Origin of the sequence: Sphingobacterium sp. CZ-2 (assembly GCF_004526235.1) — a bacterium.
Classification (GTDB): Bacteria; Bacteroidota; Bacteroidia; order Sphingobacteriales; family Sphingobacteriaceae; genus Sphingobacterium; species Sphingobacterium tenebrionis.
On sequence record NZ_CP038159.1, the window covers coordinates 3,862,023 to 3,877,854 of the forward strand.

The window sequence follows — 15,832 nt, forward strand, 5'->3', positions numbered from 1 at the left end:
GCAGTAACAAGTTATCATTGTAATGTGAATTTAAACATAATTGATCAAAGGGAGCTACATCATCCATATAGGTACTCCGATCCAACCATTTATGGTTAGAAGGGCGACGAGATAGCATAAAAAGAAATTATTGAAGGCTAAAAACAGCCGAAGCCATAAGGTGCTCAGTCGAGACCAACGGAAATAAAGCAGCAAGCTGCTGAGGGCAATCAAAACAGCAAATAGGAGCATACCCAGAAAAATGGAGAAACTTGTTTCATTAAAAGAGACAAATAACTCTTTATGGCTGGCGTCTGTTTGTCCCATAAGTCGATAAGCAGCGAGAAAACAGCATGTTCCTACTATTGGCAATAAAGGAATGGCCAGGTCTATCAGTTTCATTTTTCGAAAGAGCGTAAGAAATATTCCGATAAAGCTATAGATGAGATAAATTAAAATAGCCATAAGTCCAAGATAGATAGGCAACTTTTGGATTAAAACAGAAGCCCGAGATACTTTACGATAGAAACTATTGCCATAACCTTGAAAGAAGGGCTGGCCGTTGGGATCTTTGGCTAACACAAAAGCCGGGAGAATATCATCTTTTAGCCGGAAGATGCCATTGCCCATATGGACAAGAGAATCGAGCTGTCCGTTTTCTTTTCTTACGACGAGTCTATCTTTGCTGACCGCCGTTAGTTCAATGCCGCCAAAGATGCGTCTGTAAAATTCCCAGCGTTCGTTTCTGGGATTCATAAATTGATAGTATCCGAGTAGTGGTTTAATTTTTTGTTCATCTATCGGTACACTGACTGGTTTTGGAGCAGATATGCCCTTTGTCAAAAATTCTTCAATAGCCTGTGAGATTGGCCAAAGATTGACAACACTATTCGCTGCTATTGCATAGGCTATACCAGCTTCACGGTTAAAGAATAACCAGGATACAAAGCCTTCCCCTTTACCATTGTGGCCCCTTAAACAGACCTTTTTATTATTCGGAAATAGATCATTGCCGAGGGCATATCCCGTTTGTAATCCAGCTTGGCTGGCTAAGGTACTGTGAATGGTCTCCATTTCCTTCAGGCCGGCATTATCCAATAACCTGATGTCGGCACTACCATTGAGCAGGTAAAGCATGAATTTTGCCATGTCATCAGCATTGGATACCAACGCGCTTCCGGCCCCATTTCCGCTCGGACGATAGAATGGCATTGGCCTGTATTCTCCCTTTTGAAAGTCATAGCCTGTGGCAAAGCTGGGTCTATGAGTTCCATCAAGATCAAATAAGCTGTTTTGCATGTTCAATGGTAAAAAAATCTGTTCTTTTAAATACCTATCCCAAGGCATGCCCGAAACTTTTTCAATTATATAGCCGAGTACATTATAACCTGGGTTGGAATACGACATCATGGTTCCCGGCCGCCAGCGCACCGTAAGTGAATTGCTAACAGCTTTAATGGCATCGATACCAGCAAGTGCATTTTTTTTTCTTGTATCCACCATGCTGTTGAGTTGAACATCGTCAAAGCCCGCGGTATGTTCGAGCAAGTGAACTACCCGTACCGGATCTGTAGCTTCCCAATGATTGTCAAAAGGTATTTCAGGCGCTATATCACGAATACGGTCATTGAGCTTTAGCTTCCTGTTAGCAACTAATTGTTGTATACCCATTGCCACGAAAAATTTGGTGACGGAAGCAAAGTGAAATTGTGTCTGATTTTCTACTGGAAGACGTTGTTTCAGATGTGCATACCCCAGTCCACCAGAATATAGTATACTGTCTTTTTTTACAATAGCAACCAGTAGACCTGGAATATGTTCCTGCTGAATGACAGTGTCTAAACGATTGTACAATTGATTGATATTGCTATTGGATATTGTGGCTGTGCTTACCTGTGCTGACGCGGTAAAATAACTTGCCACAATGAGCATTGCGAGATAGAAAGTTTTTGAGTTGATCATAAGTTCATTCTTTTATGCAAATTAGCAATGATCTCTACTGGGCCTGTCCGTGTCCATCCAAACGGATAAATCTGTTTCTTTTTGTGGGAATCCAGATTAACAAGTCTGCGAATCCTTTGGTCCCTCTTATTTTTTTCTCAAGCTATTGATGAATTCACCTCTTTTTAATTCAATATCAGAACATATAGTTTTAATATAATCAAAGACGACCTTTTTATTATCCACCACATAGGCTCTAAGTTCAGCTGAACTTATGGAATTGAACAGTTTGTAATATTGCAGAGCTGTGCCTATTTTCAACCGCCCTCCTTCCAGTATTTTGCACAATATTTTGGCCCGCTGTTCGTCACCGAGCTTTTCATTCCAAATGGCATCGTTCAAAAAACCAAGCTTGTACAGGTAATACATCCTCAACTTGTTGTTTTTTATGGATTCGGTCGCACCTTCGTTGTCGCTGTCCACAAACTTTGAGAGTCGTTCCCAGAGATCACTTTTGTCTTTTTTGACTGATTGGAGCACCTCCCAATCTTCTTCTCTCTTCCTCTTTAGTTCGCTGACCTCCGCTCTGGAACCTGAAGAAGGGTAGATAGTAAATAATCCCAGAATGGTTTCTTCCTTGGGACTACTTTTAAAATGATATAATCTTCTTATTTTGATCCATATAATTTAATCTCTAAATTTTCCATATCCTTTCTGATTCTATTGTCCAATAGTTTGGCATAATGCTGTGTAGTACGAATATCAAGATGGCCGAGCATTTTTGAAACGGTTTCAATTGGTACTCCATTTGAAAGAGTAATCGTAGTTGAAAATGTATGTCTAGCAATATGAAAGGTCAGTTCTTTCGTTATTCCACAGAGATCAGCAATTTCTTTCAGATAGCTATTCATCTTTTGATTACTCAACATGGGTAACATTAGGCCAATTGATTGACAGGGCGGATAATCTCGATAGAATTCAAGGATTTCAAGAGCCTTTGGAAGAATCGGGATAGAAGAAAGTGTGTTTGTTTTTTGTCTTCTGATCTTAATCCAAAATTTATTATCAATACCAACCTCAATATTATCTCTACTCAATTTTGTAACATCAGCATAGGAAAGTCCGGTATAGCAGCAGAACACAAAAATATCCCTGACTTGATGAAGTCTTGGAATATCAAGCTTTTTATTTTCGATTCTTGTCAGTTCCGCTTTGTTTAGATAGGATTTTTCCTTAGGCTTTGCATTTGTCTTATAAAACTTGAAAGGATTGCCCGAGATCCATCCATGTGCTAGTCATAAATTAATAATTTTTCTTAAATGCTTGATGTATTTTGCTGCTGAAATATCCGAACAGGCTTTTTCCGACCGAAGATAGTATTCATAGCCTACGATAAAAGAATGGTCAATTCTGCGGAGTTCAATATCTGCAATTGTATATTCCTTTGTTATATAATTTTCTAAATGCGAATAAGTCGTCCTATAACCCTTTAGTGTGTTTTCCCGAAATCCATTGCCCAGCAATGATTCCATTTTAAGGTTATGATCTTTTAGAACCGATAATAATGTCTTTTGATTTTCTGACTTACCTATAAGTTTAGCCTTTAACAATTCAATTGTTGGGGTTTTTCCCATTTTCAGGATTTCAAGATTGATGGCTGCAACTTTCAGATTCAACATCTCTAGATAGCTGTTTAAAGTCTTGACCTCCTCGGTATTTCCTTTTGATCGATTTGCTTTGGAATGCCATCGATTGGGGTCACAGTTCTTTCCTGTGGAGATTTCACAGACCGATCCATTAATCGTAATTCTCATGTAAATGGGCTTAGCTCCACTGACATAATTCTTTGGTTTCTTCAAGTAGAAGAGCAAGGAATAATTTGTACTCATTATTTAACATTTAAAAGTGTAACAAAATTAGCCTTGAAGCGAAAACATATCAAGATGTTTATTTATAAAACATGTTGTAAATCAGTGAATTTGAATACGTTTCAGTGAGTACTTCGATCAAATTTAATGACTCACCGAATGACTCACTAAAAGTTTGCGAATTTCTGAACATTTTGATCTGCCATAAAAACAAAAAAGCTTGCAAATGTTCAATTTGCAAGCTTTTGTATGTTTTGATCTTCGATCTGGTAGCCCGTAGGGGAATCGAACCCCTGTTTCAAGAATGAAAATCTTGCGTCCTAACCCCTAGACGAACGGGCCTTTTTGCTTTGGTGATGCAAATATAGCCTCTTTATCCATACTCCCAAAATATTTTACACCTCAAAAATATAACTCACTGGCTTTTAAATCGATATTTTTAGATCAAATCGAATCCGATGTCCGTTCTGAAGTATTTTCCTTGGAAAAATATCCTTCCCGCATCCGCTGTTGCCTGTTGCAAGGCCGAGAAAAGATCATCCTCCAAAGCCGTAACCGCCAATACTCGACCACCAGCCGTCAACACATCTCCACCTTCCTGCTTGGTCCCCGCATGGAATACAATAGACTCCTTCACATTCTCCATATTCGTGATCACTTTTCCGGTTTCATAGGCTCCGGGATATCCTCCTGAAACAATCATCACCGTAGCAGCTGTCTTTGGAGTAACCGTATAATTCCGTTTATCCAGATCACCTTTTGCTACCCCTTCCAATAGATCCACCAAATCCGACTCAATACGCACCAACACCGATTCCGTTTCCGGATCGCCCATTCGCACATTGTATTCAATCACATAAGGCTCCCCATCCACATTCATCAGGCCGATAAAAATAAAACCCTTATAAGGAATGTTATCCTTCTTCAAACCTTCCACGGTAGGCTTGATGATACGCTCTTCCACCTTATCCAAAAATGCCTGATCAGCAAATGGAACCGGCGAAACTGACCCCATACCACCGGTATTCAATCCCGTATCCCCCTCACCAATACGCTTATAATCCTTAGCCGAAGGCAATACTTTATAATTTTCGCCATCAGTCAATACAAAGACCGAAAGCTCGATGCCTTTCAAAAACTCCTCAACAACCACCACACTACTCGCATCCCCAAACTTTGCATCTGCAATCATTGCCTTCAGCTCCGTTTTGGCATCCTCATACGTTTCACAGATCAATACCCCTTTACCCTGTGCAAGACCATCCGCCTTCAAGACGATCGGCAGTTTCTGTGTATCCAAATACGCTAATCCTGCCTCTAAGGAATCCTTATCAAAAGATCGGAAAGCAGCCGTTGGAACCTGATGACGGATCATAAACTCTTTGGAAAAATCCTTGGATCCTTCCAGTTGAGCACCCTCTTGTTGTGGGCCGATAACCGCAACTCCTTTCAAAGCCTCATCAGCTAGAAAATAATCATGAATACCCTTTACCAAAGGCTCTTCCGGTCCTACCACGACCATTTCAATCTGGTTAGCCAAAACAAACTCACCGATTGCTTGGAAATCGGTCACCTTTAGGGCAACATTTTGTCCATATTGTGAAGTACCCGCGTTTCCAGGAGCAATAAACAATTGATTAAGTTTTGGGCTTTTAGAGATTTTATAGGCAAAGGCAGACTCTCTACCTCCAGAACCGATGATCAGAATATTCATAGCGCAAATATATTGAAATACGTCTATTTTTTCGTAACATTATGGGAAATTAGCCAAATTGATTATGAAGAGACTATCGATCTTTCTTCTGACTTTAATTGCCTGCTGCACGACCCATTTCCTGATGGCCCAACAGGTAGAAAAAGCACAAGAAATCCTCAGCGAGTATGTTGCCAAAAGACCCCAAGAAAAATTACACCTACAGACAGACCGAAACTTCTACGGTGTCGGAGAAACCATCTGGTACAAGATCTACAGTGTCATCGGTCTGGAAAATAAACTATCCGTCCTATCCAATATCGGATATGTAGAGTTGGTAAGCCCAACAGGAAAGATCGTCAATCAAAAAATAAATGGACTATTCTCCGGCGTGGGTGTGGGAAATATAGAACTCGTAGATTCCCTGGTCGAAGGGTCCTACCGACTTCGCGCCTATACCAATTGGATGCGAAACGATGATCCCGACTATTTCTTCGAAAAGGTCATCAATATCGGAAATGTCCGCTCTGATAATGTAGAGACGAAAAGCACAGTGATCCAAGAGAATGGCGTAGATTATTACCTGGTCCAACTGAACAATATCAATGGCGCTGCCATGCCAAAGACATCCATCAATTATGAATTCATAGATGGCGAAAAAACAGTGGATAAAGGAAGGGAATCCATTGATCCCAACGGTCAACTCAAGATCAAAGTCACCGATAAAAACAGAGGGAAACTTCTCTTATTGAGTTTCCTGAACCCCGAAAAAAGAAGAGTAAAGAAAACCATCAATACCAAAGCCTATTTTTCCGAAAACAGTATTCAGGTATTTCCTGAAGGAGGTTATATCCTCGGCGATGAGCTGAACAGAATGGCTTTTAAAACCCTCAACCCGCAAGAAAAAGGCATCAAGGCAAAGATCCTTTTACTAACGGGCTCTAAAGATACCGCCGCACAGGTGGAGACCAATATATTAGGAATGGCATCCGTTCCTTGTTACATTTCGAATGCTGAGAGCTATACCGTCCATGTCAAATTCGACGATAATACCGAAAAGACCATCAACCTACCGGCAATCACCAAAAGTGGCTACTCCATTTCTGTTAATCAGAGCAGTGCCTCCAAACTTTTTGCCCAGGTCAATCTTTCGGAAGATAAAGTAAACAATGAGGAAATTTACATTGCCATACAACATCTAGGAAATGTATTCTACATCGCTAAACAAAAAGCATCCAGTAAAAACGTGCTTTTTAGCCTGACCAAAGACAGGTTGCCAACCGGAGTTTTTACCATCAGTATCCTGAACAGCAACTTTACCCCTCTGGTAGAACGAGTGGTGTTTAATTTCAACCGCAACAGCAATCTGCCGCTGAAGCTTAACCTGGATAAGGACAGCTATGGCAAACGCAGTAAGGTGACTACCCAGGTCGAGGTGGGAAATACAAATGATTCCATAAGGATCGCCAGTCTTTCGGCAGCCGTATTGAACCTGACGAAATATGGCAAGGACGCAAAGGATGAGGTGAATATCCTCAGTAGCCTATACTTAAACGGAGATCTGAAAGGATACCTCGAAAATCCAGCTTATTATTTTAACGAGGATGGCAGTATCAAAGAATTTGAACTGGACAACCTCCTATTGACCCAGGGCTGGCGGAAGATCGATTGGAAACAATTGGATTCCCTGAATAATCCGGTAAAATACGAGGCGGAAAAAGGCCTACGTATTGTTGGTCAAGCGAAAAAACTGGGCCGTAAAGCTCCAGTTCCCAATGCGCAGATGCAATTGATCTCCACCAAAAATTTTATGGATTATATCGATACCACCGCCAATGCAGAAGGAGAATTTGTGTTCGACAACCTGATTTTCCCAGATAGCGTGAAGTTTTTGGTCAGTGCCAAGGATGAAAAAGGGAAAAAGAACATCGATATTTCGGTGGAACGATTTGAAAACCCGCCGTTGAACATGGCGAAGAACGAGCCGAACATGCTCAATGATGTCAATGCTGCATTCCGCGAACAGCTTCTGGCCGGAAAATTATTCTACAGCCAATTGGAAAACCGTGGCCTGATGGATAAGGTGACGGAAATCGAGGAGATCGTGGTTCGCGCTGAAAGACCTAAGGTGCCTGAAAACTCTTCCAACCTGAACGGTCCTGGACGAGCCGATCAGATCTTGACCGCGGATGACCTTTCCACCTGTACAACCTTGGAGATGTGTTTGAACGGCAGATTACTCGGGGTAATGTTTCAGGGTGGTAAGGCCATGAACACCCGCGGAATGGTAGAAATGCAGATCGTATTGGACGGTATGTATGTGGAATCCGACATGCTTTCCACCATCAATCCCGTTGATGTAGCCAGCGTAGAGGTATTAAGAAATATTAACCATACCAGCATCTATGGATCTTATGGTGCAAACGGGTTGATCATCATCACCAGTAAAACCGGTCGTGATGCCAGCCGCAGCAATTTCCAACCTCGAGGTCTATTGGCGATCACTCCAAAAGGGATCTCCCTGATGAAAGAATACTATAAACCAGCATATGAAGTGGATTCCAAAAACCAGTTCGATCAGGATCTCCGCACGACCATACATTGGGAACCGGGAATCGTAACGAAACAGGACGGGAAAACCAGCTTTGACTTCTATACATCTGATGAAATCGGCACCTACCGCATGATCGTGGAAGGCGTGGATATCGATGGCCGATTGGTCAGGAAAGTCCTGGATTTTGAAGTAAAATAAAATTTTTATGTAAATTACCCTAAAACAACGTTTACAGTAAAAAATGGGAACATTCATAAAAACGCAAGTTACCGATCATATTTGTCATATACAGCTGGATCGTGGGAAATCCAATGCCATGCATTTGGAGATGATCGAAGAATTAACAGCTACCCTGATCGCACAAAGGGAAGATGCAGCCATAGAAGCCATCGTTCTTCAGGGCAAGGAAGCTTTCTTCACCTCCGGATTGGACCTGATCACTCTTTTTCAATACGACGAAGGACAGATGCGTACCTTTTGGGAAAAATTCATCAACCTGATCTACGAATTAGCTTCCTTTCCGAAGCCAAGCATCGCTGCAGTTACAGGGCATAGCCCAGCAGGAGGTTGTGTACTCGCCTTATGCTGCGACCATCGGATCATGGCCGAAGGTGATTACATCATCGGATTGAACGAGGTTCCTGTAGGCATCATCGTGCCGAGCAGCATCTTCGAACTATATAGCTTCTGGATAGGTTCTGCCAATGCCGCGCGCTTTTTGTTGGAAGGAAAACTATTGCCTCCTGCAGAAGCCTTGAAAGTAGGGCTTATCGATGAGGTTGTTTCCTTTGATCGGATTCAGACCGCAGCAGGCCGAAAAGCCAAGCAATATATGCAGTACGACAAGAAAGCCTGGCAGGCTTCCAAACTGAACATCCGAAAAAACCTCTTGTCCCAGGTGATGGAAACAAAAGGCGATGCCATTGAACAGGTATTGAAACAATGGTGGGCACCATCTACTCGGGCCATCCTACAGACAATCATCGATAACTTAACGAAAAAATAATATGGCAGTACAAGGAGCACTACAAAAGGATGCCCTAAAAGGGAAAACCGTCGTGGTTACGGGCGGAGGAACCGGACTTGGAAAAGCCATGTCTACCTATTTTTCTGAACTGGGCGCAAATCTGGTCATCAGTAGCCGGAAACTCGATGTCCTAGAAGCTACCGCAAGGGAGATCTCGGACAAGACCGGAAACCCCGTATTACCTGTTGCCTGCGACATCCGCGATGTGGAAGACGTGAAACAATTACGCCTTAAAGCGGAAGAAGCCTTCGGTGCAGTGGATGTATTGGTGAACAACGCCGCGGGAAACTTCATTTCCCCAACCGAGCGATTGTCGGCGAATGCTTTTTCGACCATTATTGATATCGTGCTGAAAGGTACCATCAATTGTACCCTAGAATTTGGTAAAGAATGGATTGCGAAAAAACAGGCTGCAAACGTACTGAACATAATTACGACCTATGCTTTCACAGGTTCTGGATATGTTGTACCTTCGGCCGTTTCCAAAGGTGGGGTCTTAACATTGACCCGTTCTTTGGCGGTAGAATGGGGAAAATATGGAATCCGTCACAACGCCATCGCTCCTGGACCTTTCCCTACAAAAGGGGCTTGGGATAGGCTATTACCCGGCGATCTCGCCAAGAAATTCGACTTCAAAACACGCGTACCTTTAAAACGTGTTGGTGAGCATCAGGAATTGGCGAATTTGGCTGCGTTTTTGATTTCAGATTTTGCCGGATATATCAATGGAGAGATCATCAGTATCGATGGAGGCGAATGGTTGCAAGGTGCCGGTCAGTTGAGCGGGCTGGAAGCCATCCCAAATGACATGTGGGATTCCATTGAGGAGATGATCCGTAAAAACAACAAATAACATGATCAAAAAGAATTTGTTAGGCCTACTTGGCCTACTATTATTGTTCGTTACGGGATGTAACAATTCGGGCAAAAAAGTGGAAGCCCATCAGGATAGCACACAACGTGTTGAGATGAACAATCCCGAAGAAATACAACAGATTTCCGAGGTGATTACGCGTTTCGCAAGGGCTTACCTGAGTGAGGACAATGGAAAGATCAATGCCTTGATCCATCCGGAACATGGTATTGCGATTATCCATCGGCCAGGTGCAGCAGACACCTATACCATCATCGATAGCATCGATTTTAAAAACCCGATGCCTCATTATTATGCCTATCCTGTTTTCGTCAATAACCAGGTATTGACATTCGAATCCCTTCCAAGCTATGATTGCGGAACCATGAAATGGGACAAAATCGGTTTCTTTTGCGATACAACAGCAACAACTGTAAATAGACCTTTGGAAGCCATCGCCATATTCTTGGAAGAATTCGAGGATACCAAATTTGATGCTGCGGAGAAAAAAGAAATAGCAGCCTTAGAAGATGGTGCTTATCGCGTTATTCTGGCCCAAGAAAATGACCACCTTATTTTCCATGTGAAGAAATTTGATAAGGGTTGGTATGTGACCATTTTGGATCGTGCCTATGCCGGCTGCGACGCCTAAACACAACAACTAAAAATCACCACAGGAACCACTAAACACACAAAAACTTATTAATATTGCCAAAATACGCTTTATGAGCACTTTAGATAAAGAAACACAAGACAGAATCAACCAATGGTTGAGCAGTGAGTACGATCAGGAAACCGTTTCCAAAATCCAACAATTGGTAGATCAGAATGAGGAAACCGAACTGTTGGATTCCTTCTATAAAGAATTGGAGTTCGGAACTGGAGGATTGCGGGGTATTATGGGAGTAGGATCCAATAGGATGAACAAATACACCATCGGAAAAGCAACCCAAGGCTTGGCCAACTACCTCAAAAAACAATTCCCACACCAACAGATCAGTGTAGCCGTTTCTTACGATAGCCGTAATAACTCAAAGGCCTTTGGCCATCTGGTGGCGGATGTATTCTCTGCCAATGACATCAAGGTTTACCTGTTCAAGGAATTACGTCCTACGCCGATGTTGTCCTTTGCCGTGCGCCATTTCGGATGCCAGGGTGGTGTGATGCTGACCGCATCCCACAACCCCAAAGAATACAATGGCTATAAAGCCTACTGGAATGATGGTGGCCAATTGGTGGCTCCACATGATAAGAATGTCATTACCGAGGTCAATGCGATCAAATCGGTATCAGAAATAAAATTTGAGCGTAAAGATTCCAATATCGAATTGATCGATGCGGATTTTGATCAGATCTATATCGATGCCAATCTGGCCTTGAGCATACATCCGAAAGCGGTCAAAGCCCAAAAGGATCTAAAAATTGTCTATTCTCCGATCCACGGTACAGGTATCACCATTGTTCCGAAGATGCTGAACGCTTGGGGATTTGAGCAGGTGGCTGTGGTCGATCAACAGGCGCAGCCCGATGGAAACTTCCCAACTGTGGTTTATCCAAATCCGGAAGAAGAAGAAGCCATGTCCAAAGCCATGCAGAAAGGCCAGGAACTGGATGCCGATGTGGTCATGGCCACAGACCCTGATGCTGACCGTGTCGGTGTAGCCATCAAATTGCCTTCAGGAGCATACCAATTGATCAATGGAAACCAGATCGGTTCCCTGTTGACCTATTATGTACTTTCCAGCAAAAAGGATCTGGGACAGCTAAAATCAAACGATTACATCGTCAAAACCATAGTTACATCAAACCTCTTCTCGGATATCGCCGAAAGTTTTGATGTGAAGTTTTATGAGACCCTAACCGGATTCAAGTTTATCGGGGAGGTAATGACCAAGGTACAGGGAAAGGAAAACTACCTGGTAGGAGGCGAAGAGAGCTATGGCTTTTTGGTAGGCGACCTGGTACGCGATAAAGATGCGGTAAATGCCTGTGCTTTCATCGCCGAAATGACGGCCTATTTCAAGAACCAAGGGAAATCGCTCTTTGATGTACTGATCTCCCTTTACATGAAATATGGCTACTACAAAGAGAAGTTGATCTCCTTAACGAAAAAAGGGAAAGCGGGAGCTGATGAGATCAAACAGATGATGGCCGATCTACGGGCAGATCTTCCAAAAGAACTGGGTGGAATCGACGTTTCGGAAGTGCGTGATTATGAAAAAGGCGAAGCTACAGATATGAAGACCGGGCAGAAAAGCAAGATCGATCTTCCAAAATCTGATGTGCTGCAGTTCATCACCATGGATGGGGATGTTATTTCAGCAAGACCTTCCGGCACCGAGCCTAAGATAAAATTCTATTGCTCCGTAAGAGAACCCTTGGAATTTACCGAGGATTATGGTCAGATTTCTAACCGATTAGACGATAAGGTAAGGCAGATGATGGCCGATATTGTAAAAGACTAATTGGAATAAAGGAACAAACGGAACAAGAGATTAAACCGATCAGATGGAAAAGTGGAAAGTTTTATCAAGTGACTATATCATCCAACGCCCTTGGGCCACCCTTCGCATTGATAAGCTGGAGATGCCCAATGGGAATATCAAAGAAGAATATTACGTGCTGGAATACCCTACCTGGGTAAATATGGTAGGGATTACCGAAGACCAGGAAATCCTTTTCGTGCGGCAATACCGACATGGTGCAAATGAAATCATGGTCGAATTGCCAGCTGGTGTGGTAGAGCCGGGGGAAGATCCGGAGCTCGCTGCCCGCAGGGAATTGTTGGAGGAAACCGGCTACGCTTTTGATAACATCGAATATATCTGCGAACTGTTCGCCAATCCGGCCACATCGGGCAACCTGACCTATACCTACCTACTTCAAGGGGGCAAGAAGGTTCAGGAACAGGAACTTGACGCTTCCGAGGACATCGAGGTCGTGCTGATGAGCATCAATGAAGCCAAACAATTTCTATTGGACAACAAGATTGGGCAGGCGCTACACAGCTCTGCCCTATTCTATACCTTTAACAAGTTAGGCCTGCTGTAAGCAATATTTAGCGGTATTTTGTTACCTTTGCCGTATGGCTAGAGAAATTTACGAAACCAAGCGAAAAGCGCTTAAAATCAACCTCAACGCAGATATCTACGGTACATTTGCTGAAATTGGAGCCGGACAGGAAGTAGCAAGGAACTTCTTTGAGGCCGGTGCTGCCTCAGGTACCATAGCAAAAACCATGTCGGCCTATGATATGGCTTTCTCCGACGCCATCTATGGCGTGGAAGAGTCCGGAAGATATGTGAGCCGTACCAGATTGAATAAAATGTTGACCCATGAGTTCGACCTCCTGACCGAACGTTTACAGGGTGATAAATACCAGACCAAAAAATTCTTTGCCTTTGCCGATACGGTAACCACCTTGAATTTCACGAAGACCAACGAGCCGCACGGCTGGATCGGGATCCGTTTCCAACATGAGGTAAATGGACCGACCAATGACATCGTAATGCACGTTCGTTTGTTGGATAGTGACAACAGGCTACAATCCAAAGTATTGGGTATCTTAGGGGTAAACCTGGTATTTGCGGCCTATTACTACGCAGAGAACCTGCAGACCATGATCGAATCGCTGGTAGACAACCTTTCGGTAGGTTCGGTAGAGATTGACCTGGTCAAAGTATCCGGGCCCTTGTTTGCCAATGCGAATGAGCGTCTGTTGAACCTATACCTGATCGCAAAAGGATTCGCCAAGGCAGCCATTTTCAGACCCGACGGAAAAGCCGCGCAAATCAAGGATTACCTCTACAAAAAGAACATCATTATCCTTCGTACCAAATACCGCCAAAAGTCCAATCCAAACTTTGACCTCTTCAACCTCGCGGTGGAGGAATTCCGGAAGAACACCGGCGCAGTTCCGGAAGATACCGTGGTGCTTATTGAGGTATTGATGGGGAATGTATTGGATGAGAACGCCAGCATTACCGATGAGGATCTGGTGTATTTCGCTGAACGCGCTGAATACCTATGTTCCACAGGGAACAATATCCTGGTTTCCAACTTCCGTAGGAACAATCATTTGGCAGAATTCGTACAGACCTTCAAACCGAAGAATGTAGGAATTGCGACCAACGTATCCAACCTGAAGAATATTTTCAATACCGATAATTACAACAAGGAGCAGTACACCAACGAATTGCTATCCTATATTTCCGGCATGTTCAGTAAAAACGTGAAATTATATGCTTATCCTTATTTGGACAAGAAAAACAATAAGATCGTAACGACGAAGAACGTACCGGTATCCGAGGAAGCAAAACCTTTGTTCGACTTCCTGATCAACAACAAGTACATTGTAGATATCGAGAACTTCGATGAGAAGTTCGTAAAAACAGTCTAAAGACTTTCTTCGATCTGTTTAATGAGCACATCCCGTTTCATCGGGTAACCGGCCTTGGACAGTTCATAAGAACCATCTTTTTTGATGATGATATAAGACGGGAAGCCAGAGGCTCCCGTTTTTTTTAAGATATCGTCTGTAAGAGTTCTATTAGCATTGATATGTAAGCCTTCCATGTTATAGTAGGCAATCAGTTTCTTAAGCTGCTCGTCCTTGCCTTCATCATAGTTGGCAATGTACATGAACGTGACGTCCTTGTCTGCGAAGTGTTTCTTCAATGGCCCAGCATTTTTTTGAATCTCCTGATGACATGGCCCACACCAGCTGCCCCAAAGATCGATCAATACGGTTTTCCCCTTCACTTTTTCCAATACCTGATCGAAATTGCTGAATTCGGTTCCGCCAGGGATGAAAATCATTTTATCGTTCAATTTCCTGGCTTCATTGGTCCTTACTTCCGAAATCATCAGTGCAAATACTTTCAGGTATTCGCTGTTTGGATATTTCTTTTCGAATCTGTCAATTATTGCTGCAGCATTGGTCTTCTTGTCACGCTGGATATTGTTCAACAAACTGGCATAGGCCAATTCATTCACCTTGCCCTGAAATTCCTGGTTTATCATCCGCTCTACAAATTGGTTTTCTGAATCACTGGAATGCATTTTTAAGGCCTCTTCTCGAGTCATGCCTGGATAATATTTCTGCATCACGGTAGAATCTTTCATCTGTTCCCACAGGGATTCCTTTTTCCGAAGTAGGTAATCGCTCAAGAAACTGTAAAAGACTTCCGATTTGACGGCTGTCGGATCCTGAATATCAACATCATTCAACAAACTATCCTGCTTTTTGTCCCATACCGCTTTCAGTTCCCTATAGTTCTTTTTGTTTCGATAGCTGAATTTTTGGTTGCCACTGAAACCTACAAATAGGTCGAGGGGAGTATATTTCTGGTTAAGCGCCATCATATCTTTCCAAGCCTTTGTAGGCTTATGCTTTTTGATATAACGCTGAATAGCTACTTGGTTCTGGAGATCCATTTTTTTGATTTCGGCTAATACCCGATCCGGAAGGGTATCATTTTTAAAGGCCTCCCTATTTAGCGAAGTTGTTAATCCTAGGTATTGGTTATTGTTTGCCCCTTTACCCGTGATGGTAACACTGTCTTTGTCTCCTATTCTGGAAAATTTTACATAAAGATCATCCCCTGGCGAAACATACAGGTATCCTCTCAGCTTTCCAGCATAATAATAGATGGGGGTTAATTCCTTAACATGGATATCCTGCTTTAATATCCCATCCTTAAAAAAGTAATTTCCTTCGGCTGAATCTCCAAAAAGTTGAGAAGAGGATTTGGGAGGTCCGGGTAAATAGAAACCGACTTCCCCAGTTTTGGACAGCGTGTTTTCAAAGGTGATTTTTGCTGTTTGGGCTTGCACAAAAATGTACTGTACCAACAGCAGACAGATAATCAGGCATCTTTTCATAAAAAAAGGATCTATGGTTGCTACCTAATTTACG

At 42.8% G+C, this 15,832-nt stretch carries 13 protein-coding genes and 1 tRNA gene; 7 read left to right on the forward strand and 7 right to left on the reverse strand.

The window, feature by feature from the left end; genetic code table 11:
- Positions 1 to 54: 54 nt before the first annotated feature.
- The 6 genes from E3D81_RS16840 to purD form a co-directional block, all read right to left on the reverse strand.
- The gene (locus E3D81_RS16840; RefSeq protein ID WP_134778317.1) at positions 55 to 1,941 is read right to left on the reverse strand and encodes a serine hydrolase domain-containing protein; all 1,887 of its coding nucleotides are present in this window, start codon (positions 1,939 to 1,941) and stop codon (positions 55 to 57) included.
- Positions 1,942 to 2,067: 126 nt separating this feature from the next.
- The gene (locus E3D81_RS16845) at positions 2,068 to 2,403 is read right to left on the reverse strand and encodes a hypothetical protein (RefSeq protein ID WP_134778318.1); all 336 of its coding nucleotides are present in this window, start codon (positions 2,401 to 2,403) and stop codon (positions 2,068 to 2,070) included.
- Positions 2,404 to 2,588: 185 nt separating this feature from the next.
- Entirely contained in the window at positions 2,589 to 3,062 is a 474-nt protein-coding gene (locus E3D81_RS17535; protein WP_410528428.1) for a site-specific integrase, read from the reverse strand.
- Between the two features lie 153 nt (positions 3,063 to 3,215).
- Positions 3,216 to 3,809 carry a phage integrase SAM-like domain and Arm DNA-binding domain-containing protein gene (locus tag E3D81_RS17540; RefSeq protein WP_245153245.1) on the reverse strand — a complete coding sequence of 198 codons (594 nt, stop codon included), beginning with the start codon at positions 3,807 to 3,809 and terminating at the stop codon, positions 3,216 to 3,218.
- A gap of 246 nt (positions 3,810 to 4,055) precedes the next feature.
- Positions 4,056 to 4,130 (reverse strand) — tRNA-Glu (locus E3D81_RS16855).
- 97 nt (positions 4,131 to 4,227) lie between these two features.
- Positions 4,228 to 5,502, reverse strand: coding sequence for a phosphoribosylamine--glycine ligase (gene purD, locus E3D81_RS16860; protein ID WP_134778319.1), 1,275 nt, complete (start codon positions 5,500 to 5,502; stop codon positions 4,228 to 4,230).
- A 64-nt stretch (positions 5,503 to 5,566) separates the two neighbouring features.
- On the opposite strand from purD, the gene E3D81_RS16865 reads away from it, so the two are divergent.
- The 7 genes from E3D81_RS16865 (at position 5,567) to E3D81_RS16895 (ending at position 14,314) form a co-directional block, all read left to right on the forward strand.
- Positions 5,567 to 8,233: a TonB-dependent receptor plug domain-containing protein gene (locus E3D81_RS16865; RefSeq protein WP_134778320.1), complete on the forward strand. Its 2,667-nt coding sequence runs from the start codon at positions 5,567 to 5,569 to the stop codon at positions 8,231 to 8,233.
- Positions 8,234 to 8,276: 43 nt separating this feature from the next.
- Positions 8,277 to 9,041 carry an enoyl-CoA hydratase/isomerase family protein gene (locus E3D81_RS16870; protein ID WP_099365096.1) on the forward strand — a complete coding sequence of 255 codons (765 nt, stop codon included), beginning with the start codon at positions 8,277 to 8,279 and terminating at the stop codon, positions 9,039 to 9,041.
- A 1-nt stretch (position 9,042) separates the two neighbouring features.
- Positions 9,043 to 9,915, forward strand: a complete 873-nt coding sequence (locus tag E3D81_RS16875; RefSeq protein ID WP_099365097.1) for an SDR family oxidoreductase — start codon at positions 9,043 to 9,045, stop codon at positions 9,913 to 9,915.
- Between the two features lies 1 nt (position 9,916).
- The gene (locus E3D81_RS16880; RefSeq protein WP_134778321.1) at positions 9,917 to 10,567 is read left to right on the forward strand and encodes a hypothetical protein; all 651 of its coding nucleotides are present in this window, start codon (positions 9,917 to 9,919) and stop codon (positions 10,565 to 10,567) included.
- A gap of 73 nt (positions 10,568 to 10,640) precedes the next feature.
- A complete protein-coding gene (locus tag E3D81_RS16885; RefSeq protein ID WP_134778322.1) occupies positions 10,641 to 12,380 on the forward strand; it encodes a phospho-sugar mutase in 1,740 nt (579 codons plus the stop codon).
- Positions 12,381 to 12,423: 43 nt separating this feature from the next.
- A complete protein-coding gene (locus E3D81_RS16890; protein WP_099365100.1) occupies positions 12,424 to 12,966 on the forward strand; it encodes an NUDIX hydrolase in 543 nt (180 codons plus the stop codon).
- 34 nt (positions 12,967 to 13,000) lie between these two features.
- The gene (locus E3D81_RS16895) at positions 13,001 to 14,314 is read left to right on the forward strand and encodes a nicotinamide mononucleotide adenylyltransferase (RefSeq protein ID WP_134778323.1); all 1,314 of its coding nucleotides are present in this window, start codon (positions 13,001 to 13,003) and stop codon (positions 14,312 to 14,314) included.
- On the opposite strand, the gene E3D81_RS16900 is transcribed toward E3D81_RS16895, so the two are convergent.
- Positions 14,311 to 15,798 carry a TlpA family protein disulfide reductase gene (locus E3D81_RS16900; RefSeq protein WP_134778324.1) on the reverse strand — a complete coding sequence of 496 codons (1,488 nt, stop codon included), beginning with the start codon at positions 15,796 to 15,798 and terminating at the stop codon, positions 14,311 to 14,313. The two genes, E3D81_RS16895 and E3D81_RS16900, sit on opposite strands and share 4 nt — an antisense overlap.
- Positions 15,799 to 15,832: the final 34 nt, after the last annotated feature.